Origin of the sequence: Haemophilus seminalis, assembly GCF_006384255.1 — a bacterium.
Lineage (GTDB): Bacteria > Pseudomonadota > Gammaproteobacteria > Enterobacterales > Pasteurellaceae > Haemophilus > Haemophilus seminalis.
In genome coordinates, this window is the sequence record NZ_VCED01000002.1 from 179,984 (window position 1) to 200,927 (window position 20,944).

The 20,944-nt window shown below is 39.8% G+C and carries 21 protein-coding genes and 1 pseudogene; 15 read left to right on the forward strand and 7 right to left on the reverse strand.

Features of this window, described 5'->3' with window-relative positions:
* Positions 1 to 287 precede the first annotated feature (287 nt).
* On the forward strand, positions 288 to 4,850 hold the full coding sequence (locus tag FE813_RS03165) for a YadA-like family protein (protein ID WP_139989418.1): 4,563 nt from the start codon (positions 288 to 290) through the stop codon (positions 4,848 to 4,850).
* A gap of 88 nt (positions 4,851 to 4,938) precedes the next feature.
* Here the strand turns inward: FE813_RS03165 and FE813_RS10650 are convergent.
* From FE813_RS10650 to rsmA, 6 genes and pseudogenes are all read right to left on the reverse strand, one after another.
* A pseudogene (locus FE813_RS10650) lies at positions 4,939 to 5,454 on the reverse strand (IS3 family transposase); the annotation flags it as partial.
* A gap of 96 nt (positions 5,455 to 5,550) precedes the next feature.
* Positions 5,551 to 5,652 (reverse strand): hypothetical protein, encoded by a 102-nt coding sequence (locus tag FE813_RS10795; protein WP_180978674.1) that lies wholly within the window; start codon positions 5,650 to 5,652, stop codon positions 5,551 to 5,553.
* 135 nt (positions 5,653 to 5,787) lie between these two features.
* The gene (locus FE813_RS03185; protein WP_139989421.1) at positions 5,788 to 7,122 is read right to left on the reverse strand and encodes an NAD(P)/FAD-dependent oxidoreductase; all 1,335 of its coding nucleotides are present in this window, start codon (positions 7,120 to 7,122) and stop codon (positions 5,788 to 5,790) included.
* Positions 7,123 to 7,222: 100 nt separating this feature from the next.
* Positions 7,223 to 7,846, reverse strand: coding sequence for a glucose-6-phosphate 1-dehydrogenase family protein (locus FE813_RS03190; protein ID WP_139989422.1), 624 nt, complete (start codon positions 7,844 to 7,846; stop codon positions 7,223 to 7,225).
* 9 nt (positions 7,847 to 7,855) lie between these two features.
* A complete protein-coding gene (gene apaH, locus FE813_RS03195) occupies positions 7,856 to 8,683 on the reverse strand; it encodes a bis(5'-nucleosyl)-tetraphosphatase (symmetrical) ApaH (RefSeq protein ID WP_139989423.1) in 828 nt (275 codons plus the stop codon).
* Between the two features lie 15 nt (positions 8,684 to 8,698).
* The gene (gene rsmA / locus FE813_RS03200; RefSeq protein WP_139989424.1) at positions 8,699 to 9,562 is read right to left on the reverse strand and encodes a 16S rRNA (adenine(1518)-N(6)/adenine(1519)-N(6))-dimethyltransferase RsmA; all 864 of its coding nucleotides are present in this window, start codon (positions 9,560 to 9,562) and stop codon (positions 8,699 to 8,701) included.
* Positions 9,563 to 9,767: 205 nt separating this feature from the next.
* On the opposite strand from rsmA, the gene infA reads away from it, so the two are divergent.
* From infA to FE813_RS03250, 9 genes are all read left to right on the forward strand, one after another.
* Complete coding sequence (infA, locus tag FE813_RS03210; protein WP_005627617.1) at positions 9,768 to 9,986, forward strand: translation initiation factor IF-1; 219 nt, start codon at positions 9,768 to 9,770, stop codon at positions 9,984 to 9,986.
* Positions 9,987 to 10,184: 198 nt separating this feature from the next.
* Positions 10,185 to 10,562, forward strand: a complete 378-nt coding sequence (rpsF, locus tag FE813_RS03215) for a 30S ribosomal protein S6 (RefSeq protein ID WP_005627620.1) — start codon at positions 10,185 to 10,187, stop codon at positions 10,560 to 10,562.
* On the forward strand, positions 10,549 to 10,875 hold the full coding sequence (gene priB / locus FE813_RS03220; RefSeq protein ID WP_005639404.1) for a primosomal replication protein N: 327 nt from the start codon (positions 10,549 to 10,551) through the stop codon (positions 10,873 to 10,875). Before rpsF ends, priB begins: the two co-directional genes overlap by 14 nt.
* Before the next feature lie 12 nt (positions 10,876 to 10,887).
* On the forward strand, positions 10,888 to 11,115 hold the full coding sequence (gene rpsR / locus FE813_RS03225; RefSeq protein WP_005598105.1) for a 30S ribosomal protein S18: 228 nt from the start codon (positions 10,888 to 10,890) through the stop codon (positions 11,113 to 11,115).
* A gap of 16 nt (positions 11,116 to 11,131) precedes the next feature.
* Positions 11,132 to 11,581, forward strand: a complete 450-nt coding sequence (gene rplI / locus FE813_RS03230; RefSeq protein WP_005627626.1) for a 50S ribosomal protein L9 — start codon at positions 11,132 to 11,134, stop codon at positions 11,579 to 11,581.
* Between the two features lie 536 nt (positions 11,582 to 12,117).
* On the forward strand, positions 12,118 to 12,666 hold the full coding sequence (locus tag FE813_RS03235; protein WP_139989425.1) for a DNA topoisomerase family protein: 549 nt from the start codon (positions 12,118 to 12,120) through the stop codon (positions 12,664 to 12,666).
* Positions 12,667 to 12,681: 15 nt separating this feature from the next.
* Positions 12,682 to 13,233, forward strand: a complete 552-nt coding sequence (gene tsaC, locus FE813_RS03240) for an L-threonylcarbamoyladenylate synthase type 1 TsaC (protein ID WP_139989426.1) — start codon at positions 12,682 to 12,684, stop codon at positions 13,231 to 13,233.
* A gap of 3 nt (positions 13,234 to 13,236) precedes the next feature.
* On the forward strand, positions 13,237 to 14,055 hold the full coding sequence (gene aroE, locus FE813_RS03245; protein ID WP_139989427.1) for a shikimate dehydrogenase: 819 nt from the start codon (positions 13,237 to 13,239) through the stop codon (positions 14,053 to 14,055).
* Positions 14,052 to 14,609, forward strand: a complete 558-nt coding sequence (locus FE813_RS03250) for a DNA-3-methyladenine glycosylase I (protein WP_139989428.1) — start codon at positions 14,052 to 14,054, stop codon at positions 14,607 to 14,609. The genes aroE and FE813_RS03250 overlap by 4 nt, the downstream gene beginning before the upstream one ends.
* Here FE813_RS03250 and FE813_RS03255 read toward each other — a convergent pair.
* Positions 14,606 to 15,370, reverse strand: a complete 765-nt coding sequence (locus FE813_RS03255; RefSeq protein ID WP_139989429.1) for a glycosyltransferase family 2 protein — start codon at positions 15,368 to 15,370, stop codon at positions 14,606 to 14,608. The genes FE813_RS03250 and FE813_RS03255 overlap by 4 nt on opposite strands.
* A 62-nt stretch (positions 15,371 to 15,432) precedes the next feature.
* On the opposite strand from FE813_RS03255, the gene waaA reads away from it, so the two are divergent.
* From waaA to FE813_RS03280, 5 genes are all read left to right on the forward strand, one after another.
* Positions 15,433 to 16,716, forward strand: coding sequence for a lipid IV(A) 3-deoxy-D-manno-octulosonic acid transferase (gene waaA, locus FE813_RS03260; protein ID WP_139989430.1), 1,284 nt, complete (start codon positions 15,433 to 15,435; stop codon positions 16,714 to 16,716).
* Complete coding sequence (coaD, locus tag FE813_RS03265; protein ID WP_046949399.1) at positions 16,713 to 17,183, forward strand: pantetheine-phosphate adenylyltransferase; 471 nt, start codon at positions 16,713 to 16,715, stop codon at positions 17,181 to 17,183. The genes waaA and coaD overlap by 4 nt, the downstream gene beginning before the upstream one ends.
* Entirely contained in the window at positions 17,180 to 17,392 is a 213-nt protein-coding gene (locus tag FE813_RS03270) for a YceK/YidQ family lipoprotein (protein ID WP_139989431.1), read from the forward strand. The genes coaD and FE813_RS03270 overlap by 4 nt, the downstream gene beginning before the upstream one ends.
* A 5-nt stretch (positions 17,393 to 17,397) precedes the next feature.
* The gene (gene rep, locus FE813_RS03275) at positions 17,398 to 19,410 is read left to right on the forward strand and encodes a DNA helicase Rep (RefSeq protein WP_139989432.1); all 2,013 of its coding nucleotides are present in this window, start codon (positions 17,398 to 17,400) and stop codon (positions 19,408 to 19,410) included.
* Positions 19,411 to 19,642: 232 nt separating this feature from the next.
* Positions 19,643 to 20,929 (forward strand): ATP-binding protein, encoded by a 1,287-nt coding sequence (locus FE813_RS03280; protein ID WP_139989433.1) that lies wholly within the window; start codon positions 19,643 to 19,645, stop codon positions 20,927 to 20,929.
* Positions 20,930 to 20,944 lie beyond the last annotated feature (15 nt).

The following is a 20,944-nucleotide window of genomic DNA, read 5'->3' on the forward strand; positions in this document are numbered from 1 at the left end:
TTCTCCCATTCAATCAAAGTACGGTTAAATTTTACCACACTTTGCTCCTCTTGATATCTTACTAACTCTCGGAAGACATAGCATAAATAATCTATATTGAATGTAAAGATTGTAAAGATTGTAAAGATTGTAAAGTTTGGTAAAGATACTTTTCATTTATTGTTGTTCTCTATAGAATCTCGTGCTATATAGCCTAAACAGGCTGCTTTTCAACATAAGTCTTTTATTATTTTTCATACAACAAGCAACGGATTGCTCATTTATTTGAGTTTAGGAGAAAGAATCTAATGAACAACATTTTTAAAGTAATTTGGAATCACGCCACGCAAACTTGGACAGCTGTGGGGGAATTAGCCTCAGCCAAAGGTAAATCAAAATCTATAAAATTAGCGGCAATTTCTGCCGCACTTTTGGGAAGTGTTAGTGGGGTTCAGGCAGCAACACATATTACTAGAGCTGCAGATAAGCTAATCGCTATGTCAGTTGAACTGCCTGATAATACAACGGCTACTCCTGCTACAACTCCTACCACAGGCACAACGGCCACTACAGCTACAACTGCCATCCCAGATACACATCATGCCAAAGTAAATGGCAAAGATTCTATTGCTATGGGTGTAAAAGCAGAAGCTGGGGGAAATAGCAATATCGAAAAAGCAATAGCTGTAGGATATAAAACAGAAGCACAAACTAATTATTCTATTGCTATTGGCTCAGAGGCAATGGTAGTAAAGGCTCAAACCGATAAAATTAATGCCCGCAGTATTGCTATCGGTACACAAGCCCGAGTTGAGCCAGGTCCAGATAGTAGCATATCATCAGGATTGCATGATTCAATAGCCATAGGTACGCGATCTCTGGCTACGATGGGCACTTCAATTGTAATTGGTCGTGACGCCAGTAGTATGCGCAATGCTTCTGCAGCAAACTTCCAATCAGGTGAAAATACCATTGCAATTGGTACTAATGCCAGTGCAGATTGGGGGCGTAGCATTGCAATCGGCTTGAATTCGAGAACTGCCGTGGGCGATTCAGTGGCTATTGGGAATGAAGCGCTTGCAAGCGGTAGCAAAGGCTCCGTAGCACTTGGTCCGCTAACTCATGCGCTTGGTGATAATTCTGTAGCATTAGGCCCGATTACCAATGCAAATGGCAATCAGTCAACGGCAGTAGGATTAAATGCTCGCTCTTACGGACCACACAGTACGGCAATAGGTGAAAATGCTTATACATATGGACAATCTTCAGTTGCATTAGGACAAGGTGCCTCAACTGGTTGGTGGAGTGCTAGACGCTCAATTGCAATTGGTCAGAGTGCGCATGCAGCTACAGATGATTCATATGCATTGGGTGCAGAGTCATTTTCTGGCCATTTTCGTTCGCTTGCGATGGGTAAAAAAGCTATTACTTATGGTGAACAATCTTTGGCTATGGGTTCATCGACCCAAAATGGAATCGGAGCGATGGCTATTGCCAATAACTCAGCAGCATTAGGCACCGAATCCAGAGCAATTGGAGAGCAAACAATTGCATTTGGTAACAATGCAGTTTCTGGGGTAACTAAAGAGGGGGCTGATAATATAAAATCTGCTTACGAGGCTTACCGCACTGCCTATAATACCTATAATGCTTTGGAAAAGGATGCTAACGATGCACAAACTACCTACAATATTGAAAAAGCTATTGTTTCACGCTTGGCAACTAATTTGAAGATATTTACCGGAAAATATGGCTCAAGCGGCGCTCTCCGCACACAGAGCACAGAGTTTAAAAATGCCTTAGTAGCAGCCGGTTTATCTTATACAGAACTAGAAACACTTGCCGGAAATTTTACGCAAGAACCTAAAGATTCCAACGTCGATGCGGCTATCGCACAAAAAGAGATTATCAATAAATTCGCCAATATCGATAAAACAGGCGCGGGCGAAGAAAACGAAAAACTGGCTCATCTCGTAGAATTAGCTAGAAATTTGATATCCAAGGTTAACACCGCAGAAAAAGCTAAAAATACCTTAGGTGATAGAACTAAGGGTGCGATTAAGAAAAGGGAAGATGGTAAAACGGAATATGACAATGCCAAAATTAAATTTGAGGCGGCGTATAAAAAAATAAGTAAATCTAATGCTATCTCTATTGGTAATACTTCTGTCTCTGCAGGTGAAAATTCTATCGCACTAGGTAATAACATTACCGTTGAGAAAGATAACGCCGTTGTATTAGGCTCATACAGCGATGGGGCACCAACCGTGAAAAAAGTAAATTCAGCTAATGTAAACGGCGTTGTTTATAGTGGTTTTGCTGGTAATTTAGGCGCAACCAAAACAGATGGTTCTTCGGCAGAAGATGTCGAGGAAGCATTAAACGGACGTTTTGTTTCTGTTGGTTCAGAAACTAAAGAAGAAAATGGCAAAAAAGTTTACGGCGAACGCCAAATCAAACACGTTGCAGCAGGCGAGATTGCTTCCACCTCAACCGATGCGATTAACGGTTCGCAACTTTATGCTGTCGCTTCCGGCTTGCGTAATGCCTCACCGATGGTTTATACCAATAAAGATGGCAATAAAGTCGTGAAATATCCTGACGGCAAATATTACCCTGAGGGTTCAGTAAAAATTGGTGATGAATACTATCCTGCCGGCACTACAGCAGAAAATAAAGCAAATGCTAAACCAGTAGAGGCAATACCTGTCACTGATGTTGTCGTATCTATGAATAATCCAGGCAAACCTGACACAGGTAAAGAGAACACAGCCGGCAATAAGGTAACCCTGACCAACGTGGCACCGGGCGCGAAGACTATTATTACTCCTGATAAAGATAAGGATGGCAATCTGTTAACAAAAGTGGGGGATAAATACTATAAGGCTGATCAACTTAAAGCAGATGGACAACCGAAAGAAAATGCAGAAACATCAACTAAGGTTGAGAATACTCCTGTAGAAAACGCAAAAACAGGTTTAGCTGATTTAGATAACTCTGTTTCGTCTAATGCATTAACTGTCGCTGATGCGAAAAACTTGGGTTGGGTGGTTTCCGTTGGTAAAGATGGAAAAGATTACGCTGAGAAAGTGACCAATGCAAACGAAGTTCGTTTTAATGGCACTGACGGTATTAAAGTAACGGGTGAAACAAAAGGTAGTGTTCGTCATATCAATATTTCCCTTGAGAAAGGTGCGGTTGTTAAGCAAGATGAATACACTATTGAGGGTAAAACCTATGTAAGCATTGATGGTAAACTTTACAACAAAGATGATGTTGATTTCAGCGGTAACAAACCAAAAGCAAAAGAGGGAAAACAGCCGTCAAACTATATAGTGAAAGATAGTACAGTTGTGAATAACACCACTCCAGACAATCCTGTTCCCGTTGATGCCAAAGTAGATAAAGCAGATCACTTTGTTGATGGAAACACTGTTTATACAGCAATCCAAAAATCAGGTTGGACCGTAGGTAAAGCAGACGAATCTCTTACCAAGAAGGCTTTTGAAAAAACAGAGAATGTGAATAAGGATGAAAAAGTCAATCCGAATGATGCTGTTCGTTTTGCAGACGGAAAAGGCATAACAGTGAAAACTGCGACCGTTGAAGAAACCAATGAGGATGGCTCTAAACAAACAACGACTGTGGTGAAGTTTGATACTAATTTGCCAATTGATTATTCGGTAACAAATAAAAATGCGACAGGCGATACATTAAAACAAGCTAAAGATGGCAACTGGTATAAAGAGGCTGATGTTAATGCGGATGGCACAGTGAAAGTAACTGATGGTAACAAACCGACACCAGAGACTATTGTAAAAACAGAATCTGGAATTACCCTGAAAAATGATGCAACAACTTCATATACACCTGCAGATAAAACTACAGATAAAAATAAAGGCACAGGCGGTGTTCAATTGAACAACGTCGGTTGGGCTGAAACCCCTGATCAAGCAGTCAACAAAGACCAGTTAGATCAAACTGTGAATAAATCTGGATTTACCGTGAAGTTGAATGACGGCAATACTACCGATGGTAATAAAACTGATGGTTCGTTACTCTCAACTCCTGAAAAAGTAACGCCTAACGATGTAATCAACTTTAAAAACGGTAAAGGTACCACGATTAAAGCGGTTACTAAACGTGAAAACGGTGTAGATACCACAACGGTTTCTGTGGATGTGGACAGCAGTGCATCTCCTATAGTTTATACTGATGGAGCAGGTAAGGAACTCAAAAAAGAAGGTGATAAATATTACCGAAATGATGATGTTAAAGATGCTGTGAAAATTGGGGACAAATTCTACAAAAACGGAACCACCGAAGATGACGTAAATAAAGGTAAAGCTGAAGAAATTAAAGCTGTTGAAAAAGTAATTGCATCAATTCCAGGAAATTCTGGTAACCCTGCATCCTTAAAAGTTGGTGATGGTAATGTTTCAAGTGATTCAAAAGAAGCTGTCAATGGCAAGCAATTACATGAAACCAATGTTCTGGTGGATAAGAATACCCAGGTAATTAATACAACCAATACTCAGGTGAATAAAAATACTCAAGCAATTAATGCAATTAATAATGCTATTAATAACCAATCTGGTGCTTTCGATCGTTTAGAGAGAAAAATCAATAAACAAGGCAAAGAAGCCCGTGCTGGTATTGCTGGCGCAAATGCAGCGGCAGCATTACCACAGGTTTACACAGCGGGTAAATCAATGGTAGCAGCTTCGGCTGGTACCTTCAAAGGTCAAAATGCTTTAGCTGTAGGTTACTCTCGTGCAAGCGACAATGGTAAGATGATCTTAAAACTTCAAGGTAACGCTAACACCAGTGGTGATATTGGTGCCGGAGTTGGCGTGGGTTACCAATGGTAATGGCGTAATCGTTTATGATAGGATTTTCCCATCATGAATAAATCCCTGAAGTGCGGTGAAATTTGACCTGCTCCCAAAAGTTAGACTTTCATTTAAAGGATTGTTTTCGATATTGTATCGGACTCAGTCCTTTTAATTTTAGTAGAATCCGTCGGTGATCATAGTAATCCAAATAATCCCTGACAGCATCAACTATCTCCTCTCTACTGTTAAATTCCCGACCATAAAAACATTCCGTTTTTAATCTCCCAAAGAAACTTTCCATCGCGGCATTGTCCAAGCTATTCCCTTTTCTCGACATACTTTGAATGATGCCATGTTTAGCCAAGATTCAACGATAAGCCATCATTTGATACTGCCAGACTTGGTCTGAATGTAAAATGACACCATAAGCTTTATTTAATCCTTTGATAGCTTGCATTAACATGTCCTCTACTTGCGCCCAGTTTGGGGAATCGTTGAGGTTATAGGAGACTATCTCATTGTTAAATAAGTCTAAAATTGGGGATAAATAGACTTTACTCCCATCTTTCGCCTTAAACTCGGTGATATTCGTCACCCATTTTTGTTTCGGGGCCGTTGCGCTAAAATCGCGTTCAAGAACGTAAACGGTCTTCTTCAGTTTTGGGTGGCGGTAGCATTTTTCCATATTTGGGCTTCATTGGCGGTCGTCCTGATGGTTTACGAGGAATCAGTCCATTTATGTCACTTTTTCAAAGCGTTTCAACCACGTCCAGACTAAGGCGTTGGAGAGAATATTGTAAAAACGCACAGCTTCTCTGATACTAATTTTCCCATTCAAAATAGGTTGAAGAACCTGTAATTTAAATTTGATTTGTAGTGTTTACCCATAAAAAATCTGCACCTCAATTGTTGGTTTGTTTAGTCCAACTTTTGGGGTGCAGATCATTTGTCACCGCACTTTTGTCTTTAACGATTAGTGTAATTTTAATCTTGGTTTTAAATAACGATTAAGTTTATCAACCAGAATAATCAATCCAATTTTAATGCAACCATGTAAAGCATGTTGATGCATTCTATATAAGGATACATAGGCAAATTGTGCAAATTTACCCTGAACGGTAAGAGGATTTTTTCCAAATTTATTCGAAATACTGCCTAATGCCGTAAAGCTCGAGAGAGAAACCAAGGTGCCTTTATCGTTATATCTAAATGCTTTTAATGGTTTTTGCTCAAAAAGTGCAAAGATATTTTTGGCACAAGCTTTTGCCATTTGGTGTGCGGCTTGAGCTCTTGGCGGGACTAATTTACCGTTTGGTTGCATTAATGCTGCACAGTCGCCAATGGCGAAAATACTGTCATCCACCGTGGTTTGGAGAGTATCTTTTACAACTAATTGATTGATGCGATTAAGCTCTAATCCATCGAATTGCTGTGTCACCGTTGAGGTGCGAACACCCGCCGCCCAAACAATCAGATCAGCTTTGATTTCTTCGCCATCTTTGGTGATAAGCGTGTTTGGCTGGGCTTCCGTGATCATCGTATTTAATTTCACATTTGCCCCCATTTCTTGCAATTCATCTAATACTGCTGCAGATAAATCTTCGGGTAATGCTGGCAGTAAGCGAGGTCCTGCTTCAACGAGTGTGACTTGTAAACATGAGTTATCAATCTTGCCATAGCCGTAAGAAGATAAATCTTCCGTAGCATGATAAAGCTCAGCTGTTAATTCCACGCCGGTTGCGCCACCACCAACAATGGCGATATTTACTTTATTTTCATCCACTAATTTTTGTTTAAATTCTTCTTCACCAATATCATCTAAAGCACGGTTTTCAGAGAATTTAAGGAATAATTCCAACATCTTTTGCTGAAAGCGCAACGCTTGATCTGAGCTGTCTAGGAAAATACAGTTATCTGCTACACCTTTTGTGTTGAAATCATTTGATTTGCTACCGATCGCAATCACTAAGTAATCATAAGGAATTCGGCGAGCAATGACGAGCATATCGCCTTCTTGCCCATAAACAGGGGCGAGTTCAACATATTTTTGTTCACGATTAATACGAGTGATTGAACCCTGTTCAAAACTGAAATGGTGATTTTTACCATGTGCGCGATAGCTAAGAGAATCCATGCCATCATCCATCACACCCGTAGCTATTTCATGTAATAATGGTTTCCACAAATGGGTCGTATTGCGATCCACAAGCGTCACTTTAGCCTGTTCTTTTCGACCTAATTTGTCGCCTAAAAATGTCGCTAATTCAATGCCGCCAGCCCCCCCGCCAACGATCACGACGTTTTTCATAATGTACTCCTAAAAGCAAAATTGTTAAAAATGTTAAACTACTGTAATGATAGCATAACAAATAAACAAGAAGAAAAAATTTAATGGAAATGACCGCATTTCATTGATGGCAGCGATCGTAAAGCGGTTGTAATTGTTGGATGGTTTGGATGATAAATAAAATGGGATCAATTTGGCTTAGTTGATCTTTTTCAATACTTTTCCCAATACACCAAAAATCTTCATCTGAACGCAAGAGAAGATCTTTTTCAGAAATGCCCTTCACTTGGCGGAAATCATCATATTCGCTTTCATCTTCTCGCCAAATATCAAAATCAGCAAATTGTTTGAAATCAAATTGATCAAGCCACTGATTATATTGTTGCACATTAATTTGTGAGCGATCTGCACGATAGCAATGCCAGTCCAAGCACACTCTTAATCGACGGCGATTTAAGAGCACGGAAAAAATGGCTGCAGAATTTTGGTTAAACTCGTATTTAAAATAAGCGAAAAAATGGGCGCGTACCTGCCAGCCATTAGTCCAGCTTTCAATATGTGGTTTCGCGAAAGGTGTGCCAAGCTGCTTTGCGACTTCTTGGATAATTGCTTTCCAGTTATCCCAGTGTAATTTGTAATCAGCTTTAATTGCCGGAATATCTTCCGGACAGAATTTTTTCATTTGGGCGAATTGATAGAAAGGAATATTGAACAGTTCGCAAGATTCAGCAGTGAGTGAGAGCATAGCGTTTCCTTAAAAATCACTGTAATTTTTGACCGCACTTTGCGTGAAGATCTGTCTGTCTTCCCAACGCAATAGGGTCATCCGATTATTCCACACACATCCTGTATCCAAGGCATAAATACCTGGTGGAGTAGGCTCATCCACTAAACTTGCCCAATGCCCAAAGATAATGGGAATTTGTTTATAAAGTGGGTTATCTAAATTAAACCAAGGCGTGAGTTCAGCTGGTGCATCTTTTAAAGGGGATTTACAGGCAAAATCAAAACGATGATCTAAATAGCAAAAACGCATTCGAGTGAAAGCATTAATGATGTAACGATGACGCGCTAAGCCCTGCAAATCAGGCGACCAGCGATCAGGCTGTTCAGAATACATATTTTCAATGAGATAATGAAAATCACCGTGTTGCAAAATCTGTTCAACTTCAGCTGCACAAGATTTTGCGGTTTTCAAATCCCAATCAGGCGAAATACCTGCGTGTGCCATCAGGAAGTTTAATTCTTCATTGTGTACAAGTAATGGCTGATGACGTAACCAGTGAATCAGTTCATCAAAATCGGGTGCATTAAAAATGGCATCAACACGATCACGCGGTTTTATTTTTTTAATACCCAGTGCGGTCGCAATTAAATGTAAATCGTGATTACCTAGTACGGTTTGTGCTGCATTACCAAGTGATTTTACAAAACGAAGACATTCAAGTGATTTATCTCCACGCGCGACAAGATCTCCCACAAGATAAAGTTTATCTTGCGTAGGGTTGAAATCTACACGCTCTAATAAAAGCTGTAATTCATCATAACATCCTTGTAAATCACCGACGAAATAGGTTGCCATTTTTGATCACTCTTTTTACTCTTCTGAATCTAAGATTTCATCTTTATTGATATCGGCTGGTGGATTATCTGCAAGCCAGTTTGCTAAACGCGCATAATCTGCAATATCCAAATTTTCTGCACGTGCATTTAAATCAATACCAAGTGCGGTCAGATTTTCAGGTGAAAATAATGTTGAGAGTGCATTACGCAGCGTTTTACGGCGTTGATTGAACGCTTGGGAGCAAACACGGTTCAACCAATATAAATCTTTTACAGGGTGCGGCAATTCCTTATGCGGAATTAAACGTACAACGGCTGAATCCACTTTCGGTGCTGGTTTAAATGCAGAAGGTGGCACTTCAAGTACAGGCATCACTTGGCAGAAGTATTGCGCCATAATGGTTAAGCGACCATAAGCTTTGCTATTTGGCCCTGCACATAAGCGTTTTACCACTTCTTTTTGTAACATGAAGTGCATATCTTGAATCACGTCATGATACTTAAATAAGTGGAACATTAATGGTGTAGAAATGTTGTAAGGCAAGTTACCAAACACACGTAATTTCTGACCTTTTTCTGCTAAATTCTCTTTTGTATAAAGCTTACCAAAATCAAATTGCATCGCATCCGTTTCAATAACGGTTAGCTTTTGATGTAAAAATGGATGATGACGTAAACGTTCTGCTAAGTCTCGGTCCAGCTCTACCACTGTCAGATGATCGACAAGTTCACCAACAGGCTCTGTTAATGCGCCAAGTCCCGGACCAATTTCCACTAAGAATTGATTAGGTTGCGGGTAAATCGCCGCCACGATACCTTGAATTACAGAAGTATCATGTAAAAAGTTTTGACCGAAGCGTTTACGGGCTGTATGGCCTAAGTGTTTTTTTGAATTCATATTCTATCTTCTTTTATAAAAGTGCGGTTATTATAGGGCTTGTTTTAGCTTTGTAAATCATTGTTAACTTATGCCAAATTGAGTTTTTTATGAACAATATTATTTTTTCTTTCGTAGAAAGCCAAAAACGGCTATAATTCGCCCGTTTTTCTTAACTTTTCCGCCTAAAGTGCGGATAAAAAATCGATTATTTTTAGAGGATACAATGGCGAAAGAAGATTGCATTGAGATGCAAGGCACAATTTTAGAGACTTTACCGAATACTATGTTCCGCGTGGAGTTAGAAAACGGTCACGTGGTTACTGCGCATATTTCTGGAAAAATGCGTAAAAACTATATCCGTATTTTGACTGGGGATAAAGTGACTGTAGAAATGACCCCTTATGATTTAAGTAAAGGTCGTATTATTTTCCGCAGTCGTTAATCACAGAAGATTTGAGATAGGCCGATATTGTTACAATATTGGCCTTCTTTTTTGGTCAAAAAGAACTCAAACTGGTTGCGGAACGTAAAAAAATCGGTATAATCCGCAACCCTTAGCCACATTGAATTTTTCGTTCCTTGCCTTTGCAGATTGGTGGCTGATCTACGTCAAAGGCTGATTAACCCGTAAGGAGCAGTAATGCGTCACTACGAAATCGTGTTTATGGTTCATCCGGACCAAAGCGAGCAAGTACCAGGTATGATCGAACGTTACACCGGTTCTGTAAAAGAAGCTGGTGGTCAAGTTCATCGCCTAGAAGATTGGGGTCGTCGCCAATTAGCGTACCCAATCAATAAATTACACAAAGCACACTATGTGCTTATGAATGTAGAAGCGCCTCAACAAGTCATCGACGAGCTAGAAACGACTTTCCGTTATAACGATGCTGTATTACGCAGTCTTGTTATCCATACTAAGCACGCCGTAACAGAAGCGTCCCCAATGAAAGCGGCTAAAGAAGAACGTAAACCTTTAGCTGAAGTTGAAAACAACGATTTTGAGGATGCTGAAGAGTAATTTGAAAATTGATAATCGTTTTTCGGTTATGGGAGTCGTTTCTCAGTTACCAAAGCGATTAAAGAGCCCTAGTGGAATTGAGCATTGCAAGTTTTTGTTAGAACATCGTTCTGATCAGATTGAAAGTGGTTTCACTCGTCAAGCTTGGTTAAAGATGCCAGTTCAAATTAGTGGTAATCAATTGATAGAAAAAACTCAAAGCATTACGGTCGGTAGTAAAATTTTGGTGGTGGGATTTATTACATCACATAAAACCCAAAGTGGGTTATGCCAATTAGTTTTACATGCCGAGCAAATCGAATTTATAGATTAGGAGACTAGCCAAATGGCACGTTATTTCCGTCGTCGTAAGTTCTGCCGTTTCACAGCGGAAAATGTTGTTGAAATCGATTACAAAGATATCGCTACATTAAAGAACTATATTTCAGAAAGCGGCAAAATTGTACCTAGCCGTATTACCGGTACTCGTGCGAAGTACCAACGTCAATTAGCTCGTGCAATCAAACGCGCTCGCTATTTAGCGTTACTTCCATACACTGACAATCATCAGTAATTAAGGAGACACGGTAATGCAAGTAATTCTTTTAGATAAAATTGTTCACTTAGGTCAAGTGGGTGATCAAGTAAATGTTAAATCAGGTTTTGCACGTAACTTCTTAATCCCTCAAGGTAAAGCAGTTATGGCAACTAAAGCTAACATTGAACACTTTGAAGCACGTCGTGCAGAATTAGAAGCAGCAGCAGCGGCAAATCTTGCGGCAGCTCAAGCTCGTGCAGCAGAAGTTACTGCATTAGGTTCTGTGACTATCGCATCTAAAGCAGGTGATGAAGGTCGTTTATTCGGCGCAATCACTACTCGTGATGTGGCAGAAGCAGTAACTGCAGCAGGCGTTAAAATTGCGAAAAGTGAAGTTCGTTTACCAAACGGTCCAATCCGTACTCTTGGTGACCACGATGTTCGTTTCCAACTTCACGGTGAAGTATTTGCAACATTAGATGTAATCGTTGTTGCAGAATAATTTGTCTGATAGGCAAAATAAAACCCGGTCTTAGATCGGGTTTTTTATTATAACCATAAGACTGAATATAAAAATCATACGCTATGTGTATGGAGACAAATAGCTTAAGCGATGAAAAGAAAAATCCTCGCTATATAATGAACAGGCTGACAACCAAAATTCAATATATAAGGATTATCATGCTAAGTAAAACTAGTGAAGATTCAAGTCTATTACACACAAAATAAAGCGGTAAGTATCACATTGTATTTATCCTGCAGTACCCCTCAGTACAGAAGAAAAGTAATTTATAGAAAGTTAAGAGCAAATATTGAGACAATTATATAGCTATAAAATGTCGAGATAATAGAAGCTCATGCAATGTTAGACTATATTTATGCACTCTTAAAAATCTCCTCTATGAAATATCAGTGCTAGGTTTTATGGGACATGGGGCCTAAAGACCGTACTTTTTACGTGAAGATTGTTATTTGAATATTGACGAGAAAACCGAAGCTCGTAGAATCAATCATATTGGTAAATAAAGTGATCAGTTTATGGTAGAAACACTTTTTCAACGCATAAAGCATGAGGAGCTTTGCCCTCAATGTGGTGCGCCTTTGCAAATTAAACAAGGCAAAAAAGGGCTCTTTTTAGGTTGCTCTACTTATCCTGAATGTGATTATTTGCGTCCTTTACAACGAGCGGAACATAAAGTATTAAAAACACTTGATGAAATTTGTCCGAAGTGCGGTAATTTATTGCAGTTGAAACAAGGCAGTTTTGGGATGTTTATTGGTTGTAGTCATTATCCTGAATGCGATTTTGTGGTGCGGGAAGAATCTGAATCTGAGGAAAAAATTACTTGTCCTGAATGTAAAACTGGGCATTTGATTTCTCGTCGGGGTCGCCAAGGAAAAATTTTTTACGGCTGTGATAATTTCCCTAAATGTAAATTTTCTTTGCCTGCCAAGCCTGATACCGTGCCTTGTCCAACATGCCATTTCCCACTTTCCTTGTTAAAAAGCGACAATGTAGAGAAAAATGGGGAGAAACAAGTCTTCCAGTGTGCAAATAAAACTTGCCGTCATATTTTTGAGCAATAAAAGTAAAAGAGTGAAATGAATAGAGAACAAATCGCCGAGGCCCTTCGACAAGATCAAGTGGTTGCTTATCCCACTGAAGCTGTATTTGGCTTGGGCTGTAATCCGCAAAGTGAAAGTGCGGTAAAAAAATTACTTGATTTAAAGCAACGTCCAGTGGAAAAAGGGTTGATTTTAGTGGCACCTAGCTTGGATTTTTTCCGTCCTTTTGTTGATTTTGAGCAGATTAATGATGAGCAGCTTTCTCACCTACAAGGTAAATATGAACGTCCAACAACTTGGATTGTGCCCGCAAAATCAACAACCCCGCATTTTCTTACTGGTAAATTTGATAGCATCGCGGTACGTTTGTGCGATCACCCGTCTGTGAAAGCCTTGTGTGAAATCACGGGATTTGCATTAACTTCGACTAGCGCAAATCTGACTGGTGAGCCACCTTGCCGCACCGCCGATGAAGTGCGGTTACAATTCGGTGCAGATTTTCCAGTATTAGATGAAACAGTGGGCGGGGCACTCAATCCATCCGAAATTCGAGATTTGCACACAAATCAACTTTTTAGACAGGGATAATTTATGGATCTTTATGCTGTGTGGGGGAATCCGATTGCGCAAAGTAAATCCCCGTTAATTCAAAGTAAGTTAGCCGCGAAAACGCATCAATCCATAGAATACATTGCAAAATTAGGCGATCTTGATGCTTTTGAACAACAGCTTTTGGCATTTTTTGAGGATGGTGCGAAAGGTTGCAATATTACTTCGCCTTTTAAAGAACGTGCCTACCAGCTGGCAGACGAATATAGCCAACGAGCAAAATTGGCGGAAGCCTGCAATACGCTAAAAAAACTCGATGATGGAAAACTTTATGCGGATAACACTGATGGGATTGGCTTAGGGACGGATTTACAACGTTTGAATTGGCTTCATCCAAATCAGCGCGTATTAATCTTGGGGGCGGGCGGAGCAACAAAAGGCGTATTATTGCCACTTTTAGACGCTCAACAAAATATTGTCCTTGCCAACCGCACTTTTTCGAAAGCCAAAGAATTAGCTGAAAGATTTCAGCCTTACGGCAATATTCAAGCGGTTTCAATGGATTCTATTCCGCTACAAACTTATGATTTGGTGATTAATGCGACTTCAGCTGGATTAAGTGGCGAAACGGCTCCTATTGATGCTGAAATTTTAAAATTAGGATCAGCTTTTTACGATATGCAATATGCGAAAGGCGCAGACACGCCATTTATTGCATTATGCAAAAGTTTGGGTTTAACCAATGTTAGCGATGGCTTTGGAATGCTGGTCGCACAAGCAGCACATTCTTTCCATTTATGGCGAGGCGTAATGCCAGATTTTGTGGCAGTTTATGAACAGCTTAAAAAGGAGATGTTATGATTACCCGATGCCCTTGGGTGGGCGAACAACCTATTTATATTGATTATCATGACAATGAATGGGGAAAGCCTGAATTCGACAGCCAAAAACTATTTGAAAAAATTTGTTTGGAAGGACAGCAAGCTGGGCTTTCGTGGATTACGGTTTTGAAAAAACGTGAGTTTTACCGTGTAGCCTTTCATCAATTTGATCCGAAAAAAATCGCAAAAATGACCGCACTTGATATTGATGCTTGTATGAAAAATGCAGGATTAATTCGCCATCGAGCCAAGTTAGAAGCCATTGTCAAAAATGCTAAAGCTTATTTAGCGATGGAAAAGTGCGGTGAAAATTTCAGTGATTTTATTTGGTCATTTGTAAATAATAAACCTATTGTGAATGATGTGCCTGATTTGCGATCTGTGTCGGCTAAAACAGAAATATCTAAAGCTCTTTCTAAAGCCTTAAAAAAACGCGGTTTCGTCTTTGTTGGCGAAACCACGTGCTATGCGTTTATGCAGTCTATGGGGCTGGTGGACGATCATTTAAATGATTGTCCTTGCAAAACTCGCTAGTGTTTATGCTGATCGCGCTCCCATAAATCGGCGTATTTTACAAAGGTTGAATGCGCCGATAACACCGCTAATAAAAATCCTTGTTTGCCATCTAAAAAACCCGCTTTTAACAAATACATCTTCACAAAACAACCTAGCGCGTGGGTGATTCCTTGCCAAAGTGTTGCTTTTTTTCCTTTAGCTTGGCGTTGATCTGCCCACGCTTTTGCATAACCCGCTGATTTCACTAGATAATGATGGATGCTTTTATAAGTGAAATGTTCTAAATCACCGGTTAATTTTTCTACTTTTGTCCCAGCTGGAAATTCCACTTTTTCATGCACAAGTGAATCGTTATATTGCGCATAATTTGTGCGATAGAGGCGAACCACATAATCTGGATACCAGCCTGAATGGCGAATTTCACGCCCAAAAACTTCACTAACTCGTGGAATTTCATAAACGGTATTTTCTCGATCATTTTTAACTGCACTTAAGATAGCCAGTTGTAGCTTGGGCGTAACGCGTTCATCTGCATCTAGCCAAAGTACATAATCATTGGTTACATATTGTTGAGCTAATTGGCGTTGTTTACCAAAGCCCAGCCAGTCGCTATTTTCATAGAATTTCGCCCCATAACTGAGCGCAATTTCTTTAGTGTTATCTGTGCTGCCAGAATCAAGAATGATAATTTCATCCACCCAATCTTTTACGGTATCTAAGCAATTGGCGAGGTCTTGTGCTTCATTTTTTACAATCATCGCAACGCTAATTGTAGGCATATTTTCAATCCTTTTTTTGCTATACTAGCCGAAATTTCTTCAAGTATAACCGAATTTCATTTATGTGGCGTTTTTTTTATACGAGCTTGATGTATCTGATCCAACCGTTAGTGCTGCTCTTTATGTGGCTACGCGGATTTAAGGCACCGAATTACCGAAAAAGGCTTGGTGAGCGTTATGGTTTTTATGTCTCACTGACACCGCCCAAGGCTGATGGTATCGTTATTCATGCGGCATCAGTGGGCGAGGTTATTGCTGCTACACCACTCGTGCAAAAACTCCAAAAAAATTACCCGCACTTACCTATTACTTTCACTACGGTCACCCCTACGGGTTCTGATCGTGTCAAAGCGGCTTTTGGTGATAGCGTTTTCCATTGTTATTTGCCTTATGACATACCTTGCGCCATTAATCGTTTTATTGACTTTGTTCAGCCAAAACTTTGTATTGTTATTGAAACAGAACTTTGGCCAAATTTAATCCAACAATTTTCTCGCCGTGGCATCCCTTTTGTGGTGGCAAATGCACGCTTATCTGCTCGTTCAGCGCGCCGTTATGGAAAAATTAAACCGCGTTTGCAAAATATGTTTTCACAAATTGATTTAATTGCACCTCAAGACAAAATTAGCAGTAATCGTTATTTGGATTTAGGTTATCGCAAAGATAAATTGAAGGTGACGGGCAATATTAAATATGATCTCTCCATCACTGATGAGTTACGTGAAAAAATTGATGCTTTACGAAGACTTTGGGTAAAAAATCGTCTGATTTGGATTGCCGCGAGTACCCATGAAGGCGAAGAGCAAATTATCTTACAAGCACATCGCCAATTATTGGAAAAGTACCCAAATTTATTATTATTGCTCGTTCCGCGCCATCCAGAGCGTTTTAATGTCGTGGCTGATTTACTCAAAAAGGAAAAATTCCAATTTATTTGCCGTTCTACAAATGAGTTGCCAAATGAGAATACACAAGTGATTTTGGGTGACAGTATGGGCGAATTGATGTTGATGTATGGCGTTTCTGATATTGCTTTTGTGGGTGGAAGCCTTGTGAAACATGGTGGACATAATCCACTGGAACCTCTTGCATTCAAAATGCCAGTGATTACCGGCAAGCATACTTTCAATTTCCCTGAGATATTCCGAATGCTGGTGGAAGTACAAGGTGTGTTGGAAGTTAATTCAACAGCAGATGCTTTAGAACGTGCGGTAGAAGCCTTATTAAATTCAAAAGAAGCGAGCGAACGTTTAGGTAATGCTGGCTATGAGGTGCTGATGGAAAACCGTGGCGCATTACAACGTTTGTTAGATTTATTAAAACCTTATTTGGAGCGCAATGTATGACGAGCGTGATTTATCCCGGTACATTTGATCCGATTACGAACGGTCATTTAGACATTATTGAAAGAAGTGCGGTGATTTTTCCTCGTGTTTTAGTGGCGGTGGCGAATAGCCCAAGTAAAAAGCCGCTATTTTCGTTGGATGAACGTGTAGAACTTGTGCGTCAATCTGTTGCACATTTATCCAATGTGGAGGTTTTTGGCTTCTCTGATTTATTGGCCAATGTGATTAAACAGCACAATATTTCTGCCATTATTCGCGGCGTACGCACAACAACAGATTTTGAATATGAACTTCAATTGGCAGCCCTTAATCGTTTACTCACAAAAGGCGTAGATAGTTTGTTTTTTCCACCAGCAGAAAAATGGGCGTTTGTTTCTTCCACCATTGTGCGTGAAATTTATTTGCATGGCGGAGATGTCGCTGAGCTGGTTCCTGTGCCTGTGTTTAATGCGTTAAAAGCACGATGATAAAAATCTTTGTTTTTTTAACCACACTTATCGCTTTATCTGGTTGTGGTTCCGTGGTTAAACTTATCGATCCAACAGAAAAATATACCGCCTATGCAGGGGCTGCTTATGATCTTGAAATGGCCCAACAATGGGGATTACCAATCTTAGATTTGCCCCTCTCATTTTTATTAGACACCGTATTACTGCCCTATGCGTGGGCTCAATAATTCTTATGAAACTCAATCCTCAACAACAACAAGCCGTTGAATATGTGAAAGGCCCTTGTCTTGTGCTTGCTGGCGCAGGCTCTGGCAAAACTCGCGTAATCATTAATAAAATTGCCCATTTAATTGGAAAGTGCGGTTATTCTCCGAAACAAATTGCCGCAGTGACTTTCACCAACAAAGCGGCTCGCGAGATGAAAGAGCGTGTAGCACATTCCATTGGCAAAGAACAATCTAAAGGCTTGCTTGTTTCCACTTTTCATACGCTCGGTTTTGACATCATTAAGCGTGAATATAAAACGCTTGGCTTTAAATCGAATATGACTTTGTTTGACGAACACGATCAATTTGCGTTGTTAAAAGAGCTAACCGCTGATGTGTTAAAAGAAGATAAGGAGTTATTGCGTGGGTTAATTTCAGTGATTTCTAACTGGAAGAACGATTTGATTTTGCCAAAACAGGCGTTTGCGTTAGCGCGTGATGCTAAATATCAAACTTTTGCAAAATGTTATGAGCGTTACGCCACACAAATTCGAGCCTACAATGCCCTTGATTTTGATGATTTGATTATGCTACCGACGTTGTTGTTTAAGCAAAATGAAGAAGTGCGGTCAAAATGGCAGGCAAAAATTCGTTATTTGTTGGTGGATGAATATCAAGATACCAATACCAGTCAATATGAACTGATTAAACTTTTAGTGGGTGAGCGTGCTTGTTTCACTGTGGTGGGCGATGATGACCAATCGATTTATTCGTGGCGTGGCGCACGACCAGAAAATATGGTGCGTTTACGCGATGATTTCCCTCGTTTGAACGTGATTAAGCTAGAGCAAAACTACCGTTCAACCCAACGTATTCTACATTGCGCCAATATTTTAATCGATAACAATGAGCACGTGTTTGATAAGAAACTTTTTTCAACCATTGGTGAAGGGGAAAAATTGCTTGTTATCGAAGCAAAAAATGAAGAACACGAAGCAGAGCGGATTGTCGCCGAACTGATCGCCCATCGTTTTAGCCGTAAAACCAAATATAAAGATTATGCGATTTTGTATCGAGGCAATCATCAATCCCGATTACTCGAAAAAGTACTGATGCAAAACCGCATTCCTTACAAAATTTCGGGCGGTACTTCTTTTTTCTCTCGTGCAGAAATCAAAGATATGATGGCGTATTTGCGCTTGGTGGTGAATCAAGATGATGACGCCGCATTCCTGCGTATTGTGAATACACCGAAACGTGAAATTGGCACCGCGACGTTACAGAAACTTGGTGAGTTGGCTCAAGAAAAGCACATCAGTTTGTTTGAAGCTATTTTTGAGTTTGAACTTATTCAACGCATCACGCCAAAAGCCTATGATTCATTGCAAAAATTTGGCCGTTGGATTGTCGAACTTAATGATGAAATTCAACGTTCTGAACCAGAACGTGCGGTACGTTCTATGTTATCCGCGATTCATTATGAAGAATATTTGTACGAATACGCAACAAGCCCTAAAGCGGCAGAAATGCAAAGTAAGAATGTCGCCACGCTATTTGACTGGGTTGCGGATATGTTAAAAGGCGATGAAACCAATGAACCGATGAACCTTAATCAAGTGGTAACCCGCCTAACATTACGCGATATGTTGGAGAGAGGCGAAGATGATGACAGCGATCAAGTTCAACTGATGACATTACATGCATCTAAAGGATTGGAATTTCCTTATGTTTATTTAATCGGTATGGAAGAGGGCATTTTGCCCCACCAAACAAGTATTGATGAAGACAACGTGGAAGAAGAACGCCGCTTGGCTTATGTGGGTATCACAAGAGCACAAAAAGAACTTACTTTTTCCTTATGCCGTGAGCGCCGTCAATATGGTGAATTAGTTCGCCCAGAACCGAGCCGATTTTTAGCTGAATTACCCAATGATGATGTGTTATGGGAACGCGATAAACCAAAACTAACCACCGAGCAAAAACAAGAAAAAACACAAAACCAACTTGATCGATTAAGGGCGATTTTGAAAGGAGGCTAGAAAATCTGGCTTTGAATTACAAAATAAGAAATAAAAAAGTGCGGTTAGATTTTCAGGTTTTTTTCAAATTGACAGCACTTTAGAACAAAAGACGGCTTGAAAAAAAATCCCACCTTTCATTTTAAAAAGCGTGTTAATTCACTATTTTTCATTTTAAAAAATGTGCATTTCTACCCTCTATTGTTAGAAAAAATATATAATTACTCTACATCCCTTGTTTTAGAGAAACATTATGCAGCGTAAAATCATACAATCCTTAGAAAAGTGGAAACACAAAACAAACCGCAAACCGTTGATTATTCAAGGAGCAAGACAGGTAGGGAAAACCTGGGCGATGAAACACTTTGGCGAGCAATCCTTTGAAAAAGTGGCGTATATCAACTTTGATAATAACCCACGTATGAAAACGCTATTTTCTGGCGACTATGATATTGCTCGTTTGATACTTGGTTTGAAAATTGAAAGCGGTGTCGATATTCAAGCAGAAAACACCTTGATTATTTTTGATGAAGTACAAGAAGTCCCGCAAGCATTATCTTCACTCAAATATTTTTACGAAAATGCATCTCAGTTTTATATTGTCGCGGCAGGCTCATTGCTTGGGGTATCGCTACATCATCAAGTTTCTTTTCCTGTTGGCAAAGTGGACTTTCTACCACTTTATCCCATGGATTTTCACGAATTTTTAACCGCACTTGGCAAACAAGATTTGGTGAAATTGCTGGAATTAAAAGACTGGTCGCTAATTTCAGCCATGAAAACCACTTATATTGATTTACTCCGTTTATATTATTTTGTAGGTGGTATGCCTGAAGCGGTAAAAGTATTTATCGAAACACAAAATGTCGATGAAGTGCGCCAAGTACAACGTAATTTATTGATGGCGTATGAACAAGATTTTTCCAAACATATTCACGATGGTCAAACTGTGCAAAAAGTGCGGTCAATTTGGGCTTCCATTCCTGAGCAACTTGCCAAAGAAAATAAAAAATTTATCTATGCTCAGCTACAAAAAGGGGCGAGAAGCAAAGACTACGAAATTGCATTGCAATGGCTAAAAGACAGCGGCTTAGTGCATAGAGTGCCTCGAGTGAAGAAACCACATTTGCCGCTTTCCGCCTATCAAGATAATGCCTTTAAATTGTATGGCTTAGATGTAGGGTTGCTTGCCGCGCAAAGCAATTTGGATGCCAGCGTACTGCTAGAAGGTAGCCGTATTTTTACCGAATTTAAAGGGGCTTTAACCGAACAATATGTTTTGCAACAATTGATTGCCACGCAAGAAAACCCTGTTTTTTATTGGGCAACTGAAAAAGGCACAGCAGAGGTCGATTTTGTTGTACAACGTAAGCAAGCTGTGATTCCGATTGAAGTCAAAGCAGAAGAAAATTTAAAAGCCAAAAGTTTGAAAGTGTATGTAGAACAATTTCAGCCAGAACAAGCAATTCGATTTTCCATGGCAGATTATCGGGAACAGGATTGGATGGTGAATGTGCCGTTGTATGCTTGTTCTATTTAAACAAATCTAATCATA